Source organism: Pectobacterium peruviense, from assembly GCF_002847345.1.
GTDB classification, from domain to species: Bacteria; Pseudomonadota; Gammaproteobacteria; order Enterobacterales; family Enterobacteriaceae; genus Pectobacterium; species Pectobacterium peruviense.
Genome location: NZ_LXFV01000006.1, coordinates 146,098 through 159,666 on the forward strand (window position 1 = coordinate 146,098; position 13,569 = coordinate 159,666).

A 13,569-nucleotide genomic window follows, 5' to 3' on the forward strand; every position below is an offset into this window, starting at 1 on the left:
AGTAAAAAACCCCAGCCTGAGCTGGGGTTTCGTAACGTTACAGATGTCTATTACGGACGAGTTATTTGTCGTCCACTTGCTCAGACATTGTGTTACCTGGATTAGGCGTTTGTGGCTCATCTACTGGCGTAGGCGCTTTAGGTGTACCACCGCTATTACCAGAATCGTTGTCAGAGCGAGACTCTTCCCAACCAGCTGGTGGACGTACATCTTGCTTGCGTCCCATCAGATCATCAATCTGCGGTGCATCAATGGTTTCATACTTCATCAACGCGTCTTTCATTGAATGAAGGATGTCCATATTTGCCATCAGCAGTTCGCGAGCACGCACATAGTTGCGCTCAACCAGAGATTTCACTTCCTGATCGATGATGCGTGCCGTTTCGTCTGACATGTGCTTGGCTTTTGCTACGGAGCGACCGAGGAATACCTCACCCTCTTCTTCCGCATAGAGCAATGGACCCAATTTGTCAGAGAAGCCCCACTGCGTCACCATGTTACGCGCGATAGACGTTGCAACTTTGATGTCATTGGACGCACCAGTAGAGACATGTTCCACACCGTAAATAATTTCTTCGGCCAGTCGACCTCCGTACAGCGTAGAGATCTGGCTTTCCAGCTTCTGACGGCTAGCACTGATTGCGTCACCTTCAGGCAGGAAGAACGTCACACCGAGTGCGCGACCACGCGGAATGATCGTCACTTTATGGACAGGGTCGTGCTCCGGCACCAAGCGACCAATGATAGCGTGCCCCGCTTCATGATACGCCGTCGATTCTTTCTGCTTTTCAGTCATTACCATGGAGCGGCGCTCTGCACCCATCATGATTTTGTCTTTCGCTTTCTCGAACTCGACCATCGAAACTACACGCTTGTTACCACGAGCGGAGAACAATGCAGCTTCGTTAACCAGGTTAGCCAAATCTGCACCAGAGAAGCCTGGTGTACCGCGAGCGATCACTGACGCATCGATATCTGGAGACAAGGGGACGCGACGCATGTGAACTTTCAGAATTTGTTCACGACCGCGAACATCCGGCAGCCCAACAACAACCTGACGGTCAAAACGGCCTGGACGCAGCAATGCTGGGTCAAGAACATCTGGACGGTTGGTAGCCGCAATAACAATGATGCCTTCGTTGCCTTCAAAGCCGTCCATCTCAACCAGCATTTGGTTCAGCGTTTGTTCACGTTCATCGTGACCACCGCCTAAACCTGCGCCACGCTGACGGCCAACGGCGTCGATTTCATCGATGAAGATGATACAAGGTGCAGCTTTCTTCGCTTGTTCGAACATGTCACGAACACGTGAAGCACCGACACCCACAAACATTTCAACGAAGTCAGAACCGGAAATCGTAAAGAAAGGCACTTTCGCTTCACCAGCGATGGCTTTCGCCAGCAGCGTTTTACCCGTTCCCGGCGGGCCGACCATCAAAATGCCTGATGGAATTTTACCACCCAGCTTCTGGAAACGGCTAGGTTCACGCAGGTACTCGACCAGCTCGCTAACCTCTTCCTTCGCCTCGTCGCAACCGGCTACATCAGCAAACGTCGTCTTGATCTGATCTTCAGTCAACATACGCGCTTTGCTCTTGCCGAAAGACATGGCACCTTTACCGCCGCCGCCTTGCATTTGACGCATGAAGAAGATCCAGACGCCAATCAGTAACAGCATCGGGAACCAGGAAATAAAGATAGAAGCCAACAGGCTCGGCTCTTCCGGTGGCTCACCAACAACTTTCACGTTCTTCGTTAGCAGGTTATCCAGTAGCTTGGGGTCATTGACAGGAATGTAAGTCGTGTATCTGTTGCTGTCTTTTTTGATAACACTGATCTCACGCCCGTTAATACGTGCTTCACGGACCTGATCCTGATTCACTTCAGTCAAGAAGGTTGAATAATCCACCCTACGGCCATTCGACTCGCTGGGCCCAAAGCTCTGGAAAACAGACATCAGCACAACTGCGATGACTAACCAGAGAATTAGGTTTTTCGCCATGTCACTCAAGGGATTAACCTCATATTACAACTGTGTTAAAAAACAGCGTTAGGGTACTACAGTTTGCGCCCTGTCGCTACAATATACACTTCACGAGACCGGGCACGTGAGGCGTCTGGTTTACGAATTTTCACCTTCGTAAACAGGGAGCGAATTTCCCGCAGGTATTCATCAAAGCCTTCTCCCTGAAACACTTTCACCAGGAAACTTCCGCCTGGCGCTAATACATCCCGACACATACCAAGTGCTAATTCAACCAGATACATCGACTTCGGAATATCAACGGCTGGTGTACCACTCATGTTAGGGGCCATGTCAGACATCACCACCTGAACTTTGCTATCGCCAACCCTTTCGAGCAAGGCTTTGAGGACCAGTTCATCACGAAAGTCCCCTTGCAGGAAATCGACGCCAACAATCGGATCCATCGGTAAAATATCACACGCGATAATTCGACCATTTCCACCAATTTGCGTGACCACATACTGTGACCAGCCGCCAGGTGCAGCGCCTAAATCTACAACCGTCATCCCAAGTTTAAACAGTTTGTCGCTCTGCTGTATTTCGTCAAGTTTAAACCAAGCACGTGAGCGCAGCCCTTTTTTCTGGGCCTGCAGCACATATTTATCGCTAAAGTGTTCCTGCAACCAGCGACTGGAGCTTGCAGAACGCTTTTTATTCGCCATCGATTTTCCAACTATTCTCAGTAACACGCTCGTGGTGGGGAGAAACTTCTCACATATTACCAATCAGAACAGTCAAATTGGTTATAATCATGAGATGGCGGTAGAATGAACCGTTTTCAATCCCAACCTAAGTAAAAAAGACAATGAACCTAAGTAATAAACAAAAACAACACCTGAAAGGCTTGGCACATCCGCTAAAACCGGTTGTCATGCTAGGCAATAACGGTCTCACCGAAGGTGTTCTGGCTGAGATCGAACAAGCATTATCGCATCACGAACTGATCAAGATAAAAGTAGCGACAGAAGATCGTGAAACCAAAGCCTTGATTGTTGAAGCGATTGTTCGTGAAACGAGTGCCGCTAACGTCCAGGTCATCGGCCATACGTTGGTGCTCTACCGTCCTGCGAAAGAACGTAAAATTGTGTTACCACGATAACACTTTTTATTTCAGGATACTCGGTTTTAACGGAAAGGTGCCATGCCTCTCGGTTAGAGAAAAGGCCGCAAGCGGCCTTTTTCTTTTCTTTACAATTTTTGCTGTTTAAATCAACAATTCGGCAAAATTTATAGATATTCGACCTTCAGTACTTCGTATTCCACATCGCCGCCCGGTGTACGAATAACCACAACGTCATCTTGTTCTTTGCCGATCAGACCACGCGCGATCGGAGAGTTAACAGAAATCAGATTCTGCTTAAAATCCGCTTCGTCATCGCCAACAATCCGGTAGGTTTGCTCTTCATCATTATCGAGATTCATCACCTTCACGGTTGCACCAAAAATGACGCGCCCGTTGTTAGCGGCCATTTTCGTGACATCGATAACCTGAGCGTTAGACAGTTTGGCTTCAATGTCTTGAATTCGCCCTTCACAGAAGCCCTGCTGCTCGCGTGCAGCATGATATTCTGCATTTTCTTTCAGATCGCCGTGCTCACGTGCTTCGGCAATCGCCGTAATAATTTCAGGTCGGCGTACAGATTTCAGGTGGTCAAGCTCTTCGCGCAATTTTTCAGCGCCACGCAACGTCATCGGAAATTGTTTCATATTGTCTATACCTCTAAAAAAGTCCGTAAGACTCAAATAATCGTCATCCTGACGCGCTAAAAATCAAAGGCGACGGAGTCTCTGCAACGTCCCAGTCCTCACTGGACATAAAACAAAAGCAACCAGCCCCGGAACAAAATTTCCAGGCTAGTAGCGGTTTTGCATTTTGATACGTATTTTACCCCAGAGTTCAATGAGGGTCATCGTTTACTTTAGACCTTATTGCGCCGTAGTATGACCACACGTTACCCCGTTCTTAGCTGAGATTATGCGTTTTTCATCGATTGTTACCGGACTTGCCTGCGCTTTTGTTCTGCATGCCAATGCAGCTTCTGTTGAAGATCATCGTCAATATTTGCCTGATGGCGCCAATTTGGCGTTATTGGTACAAAAAGTTGGCGCGACAACACCCAGCATGGCCTTCAATAGCCAGCAAATGGCGCTACCTGCCAGTACGCAAAAGGTGATAACCGCATTAGCAGCATTACTGCAACTGGGTCCAGATTATCGATTCATCACCACGATGGAGAGCCATGGCCCCGTAACCAGCGGTATTCTGAACGGCAACCTGATCGTACGGTTTGGCGGCGACCCAACCCTGAAGCGCCAACAAATACGGAATATGGTGCAGGAATTAAGGAAACGAGGAATACGGGAAATCGCAGGCGATGTGCTGATCGATACTTCCGTTTTTGCCAGCCATGATAAAGCACCGGGTTGGCCCTGGAACGATATGACACAGTGTTTCAGCGCACCGCCGGGTGCAGCGATTGTCGATCGTAACTGCTTTTCCGTCTCACTCTACAGCGCACCTAAAGCGGGTGATAACGCATTTATCCGCGTTGCATCCTATTATCCAGTGCAGATGTTCAGCGAGGTACGCACGCTGGCTAAAGGCTCCCCTGATGCCCAGTACTGCGAACTGGACGTGGTCCCTGGAGAATTGAACCGCTTTACGCTCACTGGCTGCCTGACTCAGCGCACAGAACCACTTCCGCTGGCGTTCGCGATTCAGGATGGAGCCAGCTATGCTGGCGCTATCGTTAAAGATGAACTCCAGCAGGCGGATATCCGCATTAAAGGCAGCCTTCGTCGCCAGACTCAGCCCGGTCCAGCGGGAAGCGTGCTGGCCCAGACGCAATCAGCTCCACTACACGACCTACTCACTATCATGCTAAAAAAATCGGACAATATGATTGCCGATACGGTTTTTCGTACTATCGGGCATGAACGCTTTAGCATACCGGGAACATGGCGTGCTGGTGCCGACGCAGTGCGCCAGATTCTGCGTCAGAAAGCGGGTGTGGATTTAGGAAACAGTATTGTTGTCGATGGCTCAGGCCTATCACGACACAACCTGATTTCACCGGAAACGATGATGCAGGTATTACAGTACATCGCGCAGCATGATAATGAGCTGAATTACATCACGATGCTCCCACTTGCCGGTTATGACGGTACGCTGCGTTATCGTGGCGGCCTGCACGAAGCTGGCGTAGATGGCAAAGTCTCGGCTAAGACAGGGGCGTTACAGGGCGTATACAATCTGGCGGGCTTCATTACCACCGCAAGCGGCCAGCGCATGGCCTTCGTTCAGTTCCTGTCCGGCTATGCCGTACCACCAGAAGACCAGCGAGAACGTCGCGTCCCTCTGGTGAGATTTGAAAGCCGTCTCTACAAAGATATTTATCAGAGCAACTAGCATAAAAATACGGCCTTACCCTGACAGGGTAAGGCCGCGATAGGCGAGAATTGACTAGCTGAAGAATGGATTACTTTTGATAGATAATCTCAACGCCTTCATCATCTTCATCGTCCCAATCATCATCCCACTCTTCTTCGGCTTCTTTTTCTACTTCAGCCAGCTGTTCACGGTGATAATCATCCCACATGAATTCAACTTTTTCCGGTGCACTTTCAGCAATCGCTGTTATTTTCGGATTGGCATTCAGGAAGTTCATCACGTCCCAGCAAAGTGGGGTGACACCTTCACGGTTTGCCGCAGAAATCAGATAGTATTTATTATCCCAGCCAAGCGCAGCCGCAATATCTTTGGCACGTTTTTCTGCTTCAGCCTTATCGATCAAGTCAACCTTGTTGAAAACCAGCCAACGCGGTTTGTCTGCCAAACCAGCGCCATACTGCTCTAACTCGTTGATAATAATCTTGGCATTTTCAATCGGGTCTGACTCATCGATCGGAGCCAGATCCACCAAATGCAGCAACACACGGCAGCGTTCAAGGTGCTTCAGGAAACGAATACCCAGCCCTGCACCTTCGGATGCGCCTTCGATCAAACCAGGGATATCCGCCACAACAAAGCTCTGCTCGCTATCCATACGGACCACGCCAAGGCTAGGTACCAGTGTGGTAAACGGATAATCGGCCACTTTCGGCTTCGCCGCTGATACTGCACGGATAAAGGTCGATTTACCGGCATTAGGCAGGCCGAGCATTCCCACGTCGGCAAGCAGCAACAGCTCCAGCGTCAGTTCACGTTCTTCGCCCTTTGTACCGTTGGTTTTCTGACGGGGGGCACGGTTGACGGATGATTTAAAACGCGAGTTCCCCAAGCCATGCCAGCCGCCTTTCCCGACCATCAGGCTCTGTTGGTGGCGTGTCATATCACCCAGTACTTCGCCGGTTCCCTGATCAAGAACACGAGTCCCAACAGGAACTTTAATCGTAATATCTTTACCGCGCTTGCCCGTACAATCACGGCTTTGCCCGTTTTGTCCACGCTCAGCGCGGAAAGATTTCTCAAAACGGTAGTCGATCAACGTGTTCAGGTTTTCGTCTGCCAGCAGATAAACGTCACCGCCGTCACCACCATCACCGCCGTCTGGGCCACCGTTGGGAATATATTTTTCACGGCGAAAGCTGATACAACCGTTACCACCATCGCCCGCCACAATGAGAATTGTGGCTTCATCTACAAACTTCATTGATTCTCTCCGCAAAAAACCAATAGAGAATATCTACGTGTTTTAGGCTTGTTATTGGTTCTCTTTGGCGTAACGTTTTGATTTTACGGCATGTAGCGTATTTCTACTCACCATTAAAAAAATGACGCACCAGAACGCATTCCAGCAAAGGAGCAGGATTGTACCTGCCTGCTCCAATAATTTCATCTGTATTAAAAATAAACAACGCATGCAGAATGTCAAAAGATGGCAGGTGACCTACCGCAATACGCTTTTCTTAATCTACTTTTGCGCCATCAACGGTGGAACTGGTTCTTTTTTTCCGGGAAGGAAACGATGTCCGATAGCGGAGAACATAGCGCCAGCAACGACGACAAACGCGCCAACATAGCCAATCCAGTTCAGCACTGGCGCAGCGAAAAAGCTCGGCCACCCCAACGCAAGTAAATCAGAAAACAACAGTGTAAACAGCGGCGTCAACGTAATAACCGCGCTAACTTGTGACGCTTGCCAGCGAGCCATCGCCTCCGCTAACGCGCCATACCCAATCAATGTATTCGCACCGCAGAATAGTAGGCAGATAAGCTGCCACCCGCTGAGCTGGAGAATAACGTCAGGTTTGGCAAAAGGCGTAATAAAGACCACACACAGAACATAGAGCAGAAACAGAATCTGCTGCGATGTCAGACGCCGTAACAGGACTTTCTGTGCCACACCATAGGATACCCATACTGCCGAGGCGCAAATGCCAAGCAGCACACCCAGCGTGTAGTCTGTTAGACGGGTAAAAATCTCAATCAGGCTGGTGTTAAAAAATAGAATCAGACCACAGATCAGCATAATTGCACCAATGATCTGCGTACCACGCATCTTTTCCTTCAGGATAAGTACGCTGGCGAACATCATACCAACCGGGGAAAGCTGTCCAATAACCTGAGACGCAGTCGGACTCAGATATTGCAGAGATGAGCTAAAGAAAACAAAATTGGCTAATAGCCCCGCCGTCGCAATCAGCAACAGAACCCACCAACGCCGATGACGGAAAACTCGCATTGGCGGTAACTTCTTACGGGATGACAGAATAATACCGAGTCCAATCGACGCGATAAGAAAGCGATACCAAACAATCGTATAAGGTTCCATAACCACCAGAACCTGTTTCATAGCTATCGGCAACGCCCCCCAGCAAACAGCCGTGGTAAGCGCCAGACAAAGACCGATACCCGTCTGTTGTTTAGTATTCATACTTATCCAGATGGCTTACTCAGAATCAGAATGTAAAAAGCCCCGCAAAGAATTGCGGGGCTTAAATCCGTAAGACCTAACGCGGAAAATTATTCAGCAACGATGCTGATAAATTTACGGTTTTTCGGGCCTTTAACTTCAAACTGAACTTTACCGTCAGTCAAAGCAAACAGAGTATGGTCTTTCCCGCAACCAACGTTAGTTCCTGCGTGGAATTTGGTGCCACGTTGACGAACGATGATGTTGCCAGCCAGTACACTTTCGCCGCCAAAACGTTTTACGCCCAGACGTTGTGCGTTAGAATCACGACCGTTGCGGGTTGAACCGCCAGCTTTCTTGTGTGCCATTTATCCGCTCTCCTAGTCTTAAGCGCTGATGCCGGTAATTTTCACGTCAGTGAACCACTGACGGTGGCCTGCTTGCTTACGGTAGTGTTTACGGCGACGGAACTTAACGATCTTCACTTTTTCGCCACGACCATGAGCAACAACTTCAGCTTTGATTTTACCGCCATCGACAAAAGGAACGCCGATTTTGATTTCTTCACCATTGGCAACCATCAGAACTTGGTCAAACTCAACGGCTTCACCAGTTGCGATGTCCAGCTTTTCCAAGCGAACGGTTTGCCCTTCGCTTACTCGGTGTTGTTTACCACCACTTTGGAAAACTGCGTACATATAAAACTCCGCTTTCCGCGCACCCATTAATAGGTTTCAGAGCGCGCTATAAATATTCATAATAGGGCGCGAATTCTACGCAAAAATACTGAGGATGACAAGTGCATAATCAACGGATGTGAAGAAAAAGAATACAACGAATGAACTGCCGTTTATCTCTCTCATTTTTCAAGTACAATCGGCTCAATCAGTTTCGTCTTGCCGATATGCAACAGTAATCTTACGGCAGTGTTGAAGACATACGTTGGCACAAACCATGAACCTAGAACAAATTACAACATTAACCGCGCATGATATGGCTGCTGTTAATAAAGTCATTCTTGAACAACTGAATTCCGACGTCGTTTTGATCAACCAGCTTGGTCATTACATCATCAGCGGTGGCGGGAAACGTATACGTCCAATGATTGCTGTGCTTGCAGCTAGAGCCCTTGCCTATAACAGTGATAAACACGTCACTGTCGCAGCACTGATCGAATTTATCCATACCGCAACGCTGCTGCATGATGATGTGGTAGATGAATCTGACATGCGCCGGGGTAAAGCGACAGCAAATGCGGCCTTTGGCAACGCAGCGAGCGTGCTGGTTGGTGATTTCATCTACACCCGCGCCTTCCAGATGATGACCAGCCTCGAATCCTTACGCGTGCTGGCACTAATGTCAGAAGCGGTCAACGTGATTGCGGAAGGGGAAGTCTTGCAGTTAATGAATTGCAACGACCCGGATATCACCGAAGAAAGTTATATGCGCGTCATTTACAGCAAAACAGCGCGTTTATTTGAAGCCGCAGCGCAATCTTCATCCATCCTTGCGGGCGCTACGCCAGAGCAAGAAAAAGCACTTCAGGACTATGGCCGCTACCTAGGCACCGCGTTCCAGTTAATTGACGATCTGCTTGACTACAGTGCAGACGGTAAAACGCTAGGCAAAAACACGGGCGATGATCTCAATGAAGGCAAACCAACGCTGCCACTGTTGCATGCCATGCGTAAAGGTAATGCGGAACAGAGCTCGCTGATTCGTAAGGCAATTGAAGAAGGAAACGGACGTCATTTGCTGGAACCGGTTCTTGCCGCGATGCAGCAATGTGGTTCGCTTGATTATACGCGTCAGCGTGCTGAAGAAGAGGCTGATAAAGCAATCAGCGCACTACAGCATCTACCAGACACACCATACCGCATGGCGCTTGAAGGCCTCGCCCACTTGGCCGTACAGCGCGATTTCTAACGTGGTGTGGGATTTTATCTGACAAGATCGTTGATTCAGATTCGGCCTAAGTAGCGCTGCCTTGCAGCGCTACTCGCTCGACAGACTAGGCGGTTTGATCGAGCGTGACATCATCCAGTCGAGACAACATCGCTATTGTTCCTTCACGCAAGATGAAATTAATCAGTCGGGCTCGTTCATCAACGGATAGCTGATGGAAAATATGCACCCATGACGACAGCAGGGTCGGCTCATTATCAATACGATAATATTCTGTTGGCGGATTCTCTTTCACTAACAGAGAATGCCTGACTTCATTCGGCAAACTGCGAATGGAGTACTCGACGCCACGCCCTTGAACCCCTTTCCGCCTGCGCTTTTCCCAACCGTCGTCACGCGCCCGTTTGTTCAGCCCCTGCGGTGATTTAGGCAATCCACCTACGCCAACCAGCTCACTTGTTGCAAACCATTCTTTGTCCATACTCGTCACTCCCTTGTTTGTTTTGAACAGGCATTACGTCAACTCGCCCAAAAGTTTCCATATAATAGACTATAATTACCTAAACCGCTAACCATTACACGTTACCGACACACCTAAGACATAGAAGAAATGATGAAATCTAGCGCGATGTCCAAACACCGCAGCTAAAAAAATGCGACAAAACAAAAGAAAATACAGCTTCTTTTCATCGCTGATGATTAACGTTCGGAGAGATCGTCAGCTGCGAATCAGTCAATCACCATCGATGAGAGTGGTTCCTCATCCGACGGCGTAATACCTAACTGGCTCAGTGTGGCGGACACACCGATTCGCAAAATATAAGCGATTAGCTCATCTCTTTCTTTTTCAGATAGTTGCTGATAAATCTGCATCCATACGGCTAGTGCCGCAGGCTGTTTCGCCGAGTAGGCGGAAGGCTCGTTTTCGAGTAATAGGGACTTTTTTACCGTATCCGGCAAGCTGTGAATTGAATATTCCACTCCTCTTCCCTGGACGCCTTTACGGCGGCGTTTCTCCCATCCATCCTCGCGGGCGCGCTTATTTAATCCTTGTCTTGATTTCGGAAGGCCGCCGACTCCAACCAATTCGCTGGTAGCAAACCACTCTTTTTTCATTGCCATTCATCCTGATAGTGCCATCCCTAACAAAAACGCGCTTATTTGGAAATTAATTGAGAATTTTAAGAAAAATTAATGCTATATTATTTCCAAATAATAATGTCATGTTAGCTCGGCATATAACTAACATCCGTTATTTATACCACTAATCTACAGTCGTCTTATAGCAAATAAGGGAAGGATTATGATTTTAAGGAAACAAGACTGGCATCCCGCTGATATCATTGCTGCACTGCGCAAGAAAAATACGACGCTGGCGGCGGTATCGCGAGCGGCCGGATTAAGCTCATCTACGCTAGCCAACGCGCTCTCACGCCCTTGGCCCAAGGGAGAATGGCTTATCGCCGATGCGCTGAGTATTCATCCATCAGAGATTTGGCCCAGCCGGTACTACAATCCAGAGACCAATGAGCTCATCGATAGAAAAAAACTCATCCGCCCCGATTAAAAAAGAAAAGCCGGAGATAGACATCTCCGGCTTTTTATTCTGCGTATTATTAACATTCAATAATACCCTAAATAATTCGAGTTGCAGGCAGGCGGCGACGCAGAGAGTCCCCAGTCACTTACATAAGTAAGTGACTGGGGTGAGCGAGGAAAAATTGGCTTAGCCAATTTGAACGTCGCTTGCGACGGCCCTCTAGGGCGAGGCTCAGAAATGAGCCAAGTATTGCCAACGCACATGCAGCTTGAAGTATGACGGGTAATCAATTACTTGATGAACGTCTCGCCTAACTCAATATCCTGCTTCAGCGTATCCAGCATGCTGTTAAGTGCGTTTTGCTCAAACGCACTTAATGCGCCGATATCTTTACGCTCAGCGACACCATCTTTGCCTAATAAAATTGGCTGTGCGAAGAAGCGCGCATGTTTGCCATCGCTTTCAACGTATGCACACTCAACCACACCGCTTTCACCTTGCAGTGCGCGAACCAGAGACAGACCAAAACGCGCAGCAGCCTGACCCATAGACAACGTTGCCGATCCGCCACCAGCTTTGGCTTCAACAACTTCGGTGCCCGCATTCTGAATGCGCTTGGTCAGATCGGCCACTTCCTGCTCGCTGAAGCTAATGCCTGGCACCTGAGACAGCAGAGGCAGAATCGTCACGCCAGAGTGCCCGCCGATAACCGGCACATTAATATCCTGCGGCTGTTTGCCTTTCAGCTCAGCAACGAACGTGTTGGAACGGATGATATCCAGCGTGGTTACGCCGAACAGTTTGTTTTTGTCATACACGCCTGCTTTTTTCAGCACTTCGGCTGCGATGGCAACGGTCGTGTTCACTGGGTTGGTAATGATACCGATGCAGGCTTTCGGGCAGGTAACCGCAATTTGCTCAACCAGATTACGCACAATGCCAGCATTGACGTTGAACAGATCGGAACGATCCATACCAGGTTTACGTGCCACACCTGCGGAAATCAGCACGATATCCGCGCCAACAAGCGCCGGTTTAGCATCTTCACCGCTATAGCCTTTGATCTTCACTGCTGTAGGAATATGGCTCAGGTCGACGGCAACACCCGGCGTTACCGGCGCGATATCGTAGAGGGATAGTTCTGAACCTGAAGGAAGCTGGGTTTTGAGGAGGAGTGCGAGTGCCTGACCGATACCACCTGCTGCTCCGAGAACTGCAACTTTCATCCTAAACTCCTTATTATCGTAAAATAAAAAAGTGCCGTGAATTCATTTGGTTATAAACAGAATATAAAAATGGGGATAAAATCAGTCTACTTATCTTTCTACAAATGAACGAGAGACAAAGAATTCGCTATGTCTCTAATAATAAATCAAAAACAATCATTCGTTTGAAAGGTAAGTAAAGTTAATAAGCTATTGAGCTATAACGTGGTGTTCATTCACGTACGTTTAACCAGTGGGCTACATTACACCGATCAATGGCGTCCAAACAACATCATTCTGATAACATTTGATTTACTTTTATGTGACGCAGGACGCATTTCTCGGACTACCCGATAGGATGAATTTTTTTGAAAACAGCGACTAGCGCATATATGGGGAAATAGACTGGAATTATAGGCGATTTAATTGCATAAAAATTCACACAACTGCATAATAGAAAGATTAATCATAACAATTAATCCGGTGCAGAATGCGAAATTCGACAAAACAAGAAGACCTCGTTAAAGCGTTCAAAGCGCTGTTAAAGGAAGAGAAGTTCAGCTCTCAAAGTGAGATTGTTCAGGCATTGCAAGACGAAGGATTTGAAAACATCAACCAATCCAAAGTGTCACGCATGCTAACGAAATTTGGCGCGGTGCGCACACGCAATGCAAAAATGGAAATGGTGTATTGCCTCCCTGCTGAACTCGGCGTCCCTACCACATCCAGCCCGCTGAAGAACCTTGTGCTCGACGTTGACTACAACGACTCGGTCGTCGTCATACATACCAGCCCAGGTGCCGCACAGCTCATTGCTCGTCTGCTGGACTCACTAGGGAAGTCAGAAGGGATTCTTGGCACCATCGCCGGTGATGACACCATCTTCACCACCCCAGCAAGAGGCTTCAGCGTCAAACAGCTTTACGAAGCGATTCTGGTGCTCTTCGAACAAGAGCTGTAATTCCACTTGTCCGCTGCCGTTTTTGGTTACTCAATTCTTTGCTGCGTCTTCCTCGCTACGTGTAGGCCGCTACACGT

15 protein-coding genes are annotated in these 13,569 nt (G+C 48.5%); 5 read left to right on the forward strand and 10 right to left on the reverse strand.

Annotated elements, in window-relative coordinates:
• Positions 1–61: 61 nt before the first annotated feature.
• Together ftsH and rlmE are read right to left on the reverse strand one after the other, a co-directional pair.
• Positions 62–2,002 (reverse strand): ATP-dependent zinc metalloprotease FtsH, encoded by a 1,941-nt coding sequence (gene ftsH / locus A0G03_RS06265; protein WP_048258698.1) that lies wholly within the window; start codon positions 2,000–2,002, stop codon positions 62–64.
• 56 nt (positions 2,003–2,058) lie between these two features.
• The gene (rlmE, locus tag A0G03_RS06270) at positions 2,059–2,688 is read right to left on the reverse strand and encodes a 23S rRNA (uridine(2552)-2'-O)-methyltransferase RlmE (RefSeq protein WP_048258697.1); all 630 of its coding nucleotides are present in this window, start codon (positions 2,686–2,688) and stop codon (positions 2,059–2,061) included.
• 143 nt (positions 2,689–2,831) lie between these two features.
• Between rlmE and yhbY the strand changes: the two genes are divergently transcribed.
• On the forward strand, positions 2,832–3,125 hold the full coding sequence (gene yhbY, locus A0G03_RS06275; protein WP_048258696.1) for a ribosome assembly RNA-binding protein YhbY: 294 nt from the start codon (positions 2,832–2,834) through the stop codon (positions 3,123–3,125).
• A 128-nt stretch (positions 3,126–3,253) separates the two neighbouring features.
• Here yhbY and greA read toward each other — a convergent pair whose 3' ends face one another.
• Positions 3,254–3,733: a transcription elongation factor GreA gene (greA, locus tag A0G03_RS06280; RefSeq protein WP_048258695.1), complete on the reverse strand. Its 480-nt coding sequence runs from the start codon at positions 3,731–3,733 to the stop codon at positions 3,254–3,256.
• A 268-nt stretch (positions 3,734–4,001) separates the two neighbouring features.
• On the opposite strand from greA, the gene dacB reads away from it, so the two are divergent.
• Positions 4,002–5,435, forward strand: coding sequence for a serine-type D-Ala-D-Ala carboxypeptidase (gene dacB / locus A0G03_RS06285; RefSeq protein ID WP_048258694.1), 1,434 nt, complete (start codon positions 4,002–4,004; stop codon positions 5,433–5,435).
• Positions 5,436–5,505: 70 nt separating this feature from the next.
• Here the strand turns inward: dacB and cgtA are convergent, their stop codons facing one another.
• The 4 genes from cgtA to rplU form a co-directional block, all read right to left on the reverse strand.
• Entirely contained in the window at positions 5,506–6,678 is a 1,173-nt protein-coding gene (cgtA, locus tag A0G03_RS06290; protein ID WP_048258693.1) for an Obg family GTPase CgtA, read from the reverse strand.
• A 261-nt stretch (positions 6,679–6,939) separates the two neighbouring features.
• Positions 6,940–7,902, reverse strand: a complete 963-nt coding sequence (locus A0G03_RS06295) for a DMT family transporter (protein ID WP_048258692.1) — start codon at positions 7,900–7,902, stop codon at positions 6,940–6,942.
• A gap of 89 nt (positions 7,903–7,991) precedes the next feature.
• A complete protein-coding gene (gene rpmA, locus A0G03_RS06300) occupies positions 7,992–8,249 on the reverse strand; it encodes a 50S ribosomal protein L27 (protein WP_005971498.1) in 258 nt (85 codons plus the stop codon).
• A gap of 18 nt (positions 8,250–8,267) precedes the next feature.
• Positions 8,268–8,579: a 50S ribosomal protein L21 gene (gene rplU / locus A0G03_RS06305; RefSeq protein ID WP_010283026.1), complete on the reverse strand. Its 312-nt coding sequence runs from the start codon at positions 8,577–8,579 to the stop codon at positions 8,268–8,270.
• A 256-nt stretch (positions 8,580–8,835) separates the two neighbouring features.
• On the opposite strand from rplU, the gene ispB reads away from it, so the two are divergent.
• Positions 8,836–9,807 (forward strand): octaprenyl diphosphate synthase, encoded by a 972-nt coding sequence (gene ispB / locus A0G03_RS06310; protein WP_048258691.1) that lies wholly within the window; start codon positions 8,836–8,838, stop codon positions 9,805–9,807.
• 85 nt (positions 9,808–9,892) lie between these two features.
• Here ispB and A0G03_RS06315 read toward each other — a convergent pair whose 3' ends face one another.
• Both A0G03_RS06315 and A0G03_RS06320 read right to left on the reverse strand, forming a co-directional pair.
• Positions 9,893–10,267 carry a DNA-binding protein gene (locus tag A0G03_RS06315; protein ID WP_048258690.1) on the reverse strand — a complete coding sequence of 125 codons (375 nt, stop codon included), beginning with the start codon at positions 10,265–10,267 and terminating at the stop codon, positions 9,893–9,895.
• A gap of 248 nt (positions 10,268–10,515) precedes the next feature.
• Positions 10,516–10,902: a DNA-binding protein gene (locus A0G03_RS06320; RefSeq protein ID WP_048258689.1), complete on the reverse strand. Its 387-nt coding sequence runs from the start codon at positions 10,900–10,902 to the stop codon at positions 10,516–10,518.
• A gap of 187 nt (positions 10,903–11,089) precedes the next feature.
• Here A0G03_RS06320 and A0G03_RS06325 point away from each other — a divergent pair, with 187 nt between their 5' ends.
• On the forward strand, positions 11,090–11,353 hold the full coding sequence (locus tag A0G03_RS06325) for a helix-turn-helix domain-containing protein (protein WP_005971488.1): 264 nt from the start codon (positions 11,090–11,092) through the stop codon (positions 11,351–11,353).
• A gap of 263 nt (positions 11,354–11,616) precedes the next feature.
• On the opposite strand, the gene mdh is transcribed toward A0G03_RS06325, so the two are convergent.
• Entirely contained in the window at positions 11,617–12,552 is a 936-nt protein-coding gene (gene mdh, locus A0G03_RS06335; RefSeq protein ID WP_048258688.1) for a malate dehydrogenase, read from the reverse strand.
• A gap of 469 nt (positions 12,553–13,021) precedes the next feature.
• Here mdh and argR point away from each other — a divergent pair, with 469 nt between their 5' ends.
• Positions 13,022–13,492: a transcriptional regulator ArgR gene (gene argR, locus A0G03_RS06340; protein ID WP_048258687.1), complete on the forward strand. Its 471-nt coding sequence runs from the start codon at positions 13,022–13,024 to the stop codon at positions 13,490–13,492.
• Positions 13,493–13,569: the final 77 nt, after the last annotated feature.

Bases quoted from the DNA above. Each gene is read 5' to 3' on its own strand.
- ftsH (WP_048258698.1), bottom strand. From the start codon at position 2,002: ATGGCGAAAAACCTAATTCTCTGGTTAGTCATCGCAGTTGTGCTGATG.
- rlmE (WP_048258697.1), bottom strand. From the start codon at position 2,688: ATGGCGAATAAAAAGCGTTCTGCAAGCTCCAGTCGCTGGTTGCAGGAA.
- yhbY (WP_048258696.1), top strand. From the start codon at position 2,832: ATGAACCTAAGTAATAAACAAAAACAACACCTGAAAGGCTTGGCACAT.
- greA (WP_048258695.1), bottom strand. From the start codon at position 3,733: ATGAAACAATTTCCGATGACGTTGCGTGGCGCTGAAAAATTGCGCGAA.
- dacB (WP_048258694.1), top strand. From the start codon at position 4,002: ATGCGTTTTTCATCGATTGTTACCGGACTTGCCTGCGCTTTTGTTCTG.
- cgtA (WP_048258693.1), bottom strand. From the start codon at position 6,678: ATGAAGTTTGTAGATGAAGCCACAATTCTCATTGTGGCGGGCGATGGT.
- A0G03_RS06295 (WP_048258692.1), bottom strand. From the start codon at position 7,902: ATGAATACTAAACAACAGACGGGTATCGGTCTTTGTCTGGCGCTTACC.
- rpmA (WP_005971498.1), bottom strand. From the start codon at position 8,249: ATGGCACACAAGAAAGCTGGCGGTTCAACCCGCAACGGTCGTGATTCT.
- rplU (WP_010283026.1), bottom strand. From the start codon at position 8,579: ATGTACGCAGTTTTCCAAAGTGGTGGTAAACAACACCGAGTAAGCGAA.
- ispB (WP_048258691.1), top strand. From the start codon at position 8,836: ATGAACCTAGAACAAATTACAACATTAACCGCGCATGATATGGCTGCT.
- A0G03_RS06315 (WP_048258690.1), bottom strand. From the start codon at position 10,267: ATGGACAAAGAATGGTTTGCAACAAGTGAGCTGGTTGGCGTAGGTGGA.
- A0G03_RS06320 (WP_048258689.1), bottom strand. From the start codon at position 10,902: ATGAAAAAAGAGTGGTTTGCTACCAGCGAATTGGTTGGAGTCGGCGGC.
- A0G03_RS06325 (WP_005971488.1), top strand. From the start codon at position 11,090: ATGATTTTAAGGAAACAAGACTGGCATCCCGCTGATATCATTGCTGCA.
- mdh (WP_048258688.1), bottom strand. From the start codon at position 12,552: ATGAAAGTTGCAGTTCTCGGAGCAGCAGGTGGTATCGGTCAGGCACTC.
- argR (WP_048258687.1), top strand. From the start codon at position 13,022: ATGCGAAATTCGACAAAACAAGAAGACCTCGTTAAAGCGTTCAAAGCG.